Source organism: Alkalispirochaeta americana (assembly GCF_900156105.1).
GTDB lineage: Bacteria > Spirochaetota > Spirochaetia > DSM-27196 > Alkalispirochaetaceae > Alkalispirochaeta > Alkalispirochaeta americana.
The window spans coordinates 1-2,114 of the sequence record NZ_FTMS01000052.1 but is presented as its reverse complement, the minus strand read 5'-3'; the positions used below and the strand labels follow the sequence as shown (position 1 = coordinate 2,114).

The window sequence follows — 2,114 nt, the reverse complement described above, 5'->3', positions numbered from 1 at the left end:
TGGAAACGGCAACCCCTTTTAACCACTATATCGGCAAATAACATTGACCACTCCGGGTACAACGTACCCGTTGTTGATACGGATCTGTGGCATTAGCCAGGAACCACTTCCTCCTTTCCCTCTCTGGATTGAGAAACCCTGTAGGAGTCTCCGTCCAGGGAGAAGATCCGAACGTGGTGGAGGAGGCGGTCGAGCATGGCCGTGGTCATGATCTCGTCTCCCATCATCTCTGCCCACTCATCAAATCCCTTGTTGGAGGTAAGGATGATCGAGGTTCTTTCGTAGAGCTCGCTTACCAGGTTGAAGAACATGTTCGCTTCCCGACGATCAATCGGCGTGTAGCCAATCTCGTCGATAATCAGGATGTGACTCTTGAGAATTCTGTTCATCCGGAAGGTGCTGGAACGGTGAATCTCTGCCGTTTTCAGGAGCTTCACGAGATTGCTCATTCTCTCAAAGCAGACGGTATATCCCGCATGGAGTGCCTTGAGGGCCAGGGCAATCGCCAGATGTGTCTTCCCCAAACCAGGGGGCCCGAGGAAGACAATATTCTCGTGCATATCGATCCAGCGGAAGTCCAGGAGGTTCACCACTTCGTTGCGGGAAATCCCTACTACCCGATCGAACTGAAAATCGTCAAGTCGCTTCTCAATTGGCAGGTGCGCTGCTGTCAGATTTCGCTTGAGACGACGCTCGCTGCGATCCTGCAACTCCGCTTCCATCGTCTGGTGCAGAAACCCCGAGAAAGACAAGGACTCGCTCTCGGCACGCTCCAGCAAGGTATCGAGCTTTCGTGCGGCCCCTTTTAGTTTGAGCGATTCCAGGATCGCTTTTGTCTGCTGATACCCGCTCATGCCGGAACCCCCAGGACCAGTGACAAGGCGGACATATAGTACCGGATGCCTCGCTTGGCCACCTCGGAAGACGCCCTGGTCCGGATCGAGATCATTGGCCGTGCCTGATCCAGCAGTGAGGGAAACCCGGTATCACGGGACTCACACAGGTGCTCATAAGCCGACTTCAGATCACCGGCTCCATAACATTCTGCTGACTCGCAGAAGGATATCGCAGCATCCAGGATATCCAGTTCTTTTGCCGTCTCTGCAATCCGGGCGAGATGCACCGACTGATCTTTCCAGTAGCGTTGGTATCTCTCCAGATTGGCGTTGAGGAAGGACTTCCAGCCTGGAAGCTCGACACGGTCAGCCAGCTCGTCATAGACCTCCCGGGGCTTGCTCCCCCGTTTTACCCGATGGCCCTCAGAGACGATGCTACGGCCTTTTCCTTCTGGCAAAGGGTGAGAACAGAGTTCACTCCCGCTGTCCATGTCGTAGATTCGCAGGTGCACCGGCCCAGCCTGGACAGCCACCGTTCTCTCGGCATATTCCTGGGGAACCGAGAAGAAATTGCCGGCAAAGGCGATCATGCCTTTGCTATTGGCCTTTCTGGTATCCCGGGGTATTCCGATGTGCTGGTCATAGATGCTTGAGCGAATCGCTCTGAGGGTCCCTCGCTCTTCGAGTTCCAGAACCCGGGCCGGTATACGACCAGTTACTTGATGGATCTTTCCGTTCGCCCGACGGGTCAGCCACAGTGATAATGGTGCGTGAATATCATCGACCGAGGTGAAAGTGCGGGCAGAGAAGAAGCTCGTTTTCACAAACTTTACCGTGTTTTCTACCTTCCCCTTGCTCTGCGGATCTGCCTTCCGGCAAAGCCATACGGCAAGATCCTGTTCCCGGATAAAGTGCTCAAAGTCAGCGGTATGCCTGATCTCTCCGGCGTTCTCACTGACTGTCATCAGTTTATCCTGGTCAATCACGAGCACACGCGGTCGTCCTCCAAAATAGCGGAAGGCGTCCAGCGTATGGCGTATTACCTCCACGGTACGGAAAGGGTGGTCCTGCACAGCCACGTAACGAGCACGACTGGCAGCCAGCACGGCTGCATAAATGTAGGCTTTTCGTCCCCCCGGGGTAATTCTGCTTTGCCCAAAGTCGATCTGACACTGATCCCCGAGTTTCGATTCCTCTTGTGGACGGCGCAACGGTTTCTGCTTCTTGAGCTCCACTGCACCGGTAACCTTGAGAGCCTGAACATAGTTGCGCAGTGTC

2 protein-coding genes are annotated in these 2,114 nt (G+C 54.6%); both read right to left on the bottom strand.

Features of this window, described 5'->3' with window-relative positions:
- Positions 1–92: 92 nt before the first annotated feature.
- Positions 93–854: an IS21-like element helper ATPase IstB gene (istB, locus tag BW950_RS14630; RefSeq protein WP_076490031.1), complete on the bottom strand. Its 762-nt coding sequence runs from the start codon at positions 852–854 to the stop codon at positions 93–95.
- Positions 851–2,114, bottom strand: a 1,264-nt coding sequence (locus BW950_RS14625; RefSeq protein ID WP_076490030.1) for a Mu transposase domain-containing protein, incomplete at its 5' end; no start/stop codon positions are given. The genes istB and BW950_RS14625, both read right to left, overlap by 4 nt.

Coding starts and splice junctions, on each gene's coding strand:
- istB (WP_076490031.1), bottom strand. CDS start 854: ATGAGCGGGTATCAGCAGACAAAAGCGATCCTGGAATCGCTCAAACTA.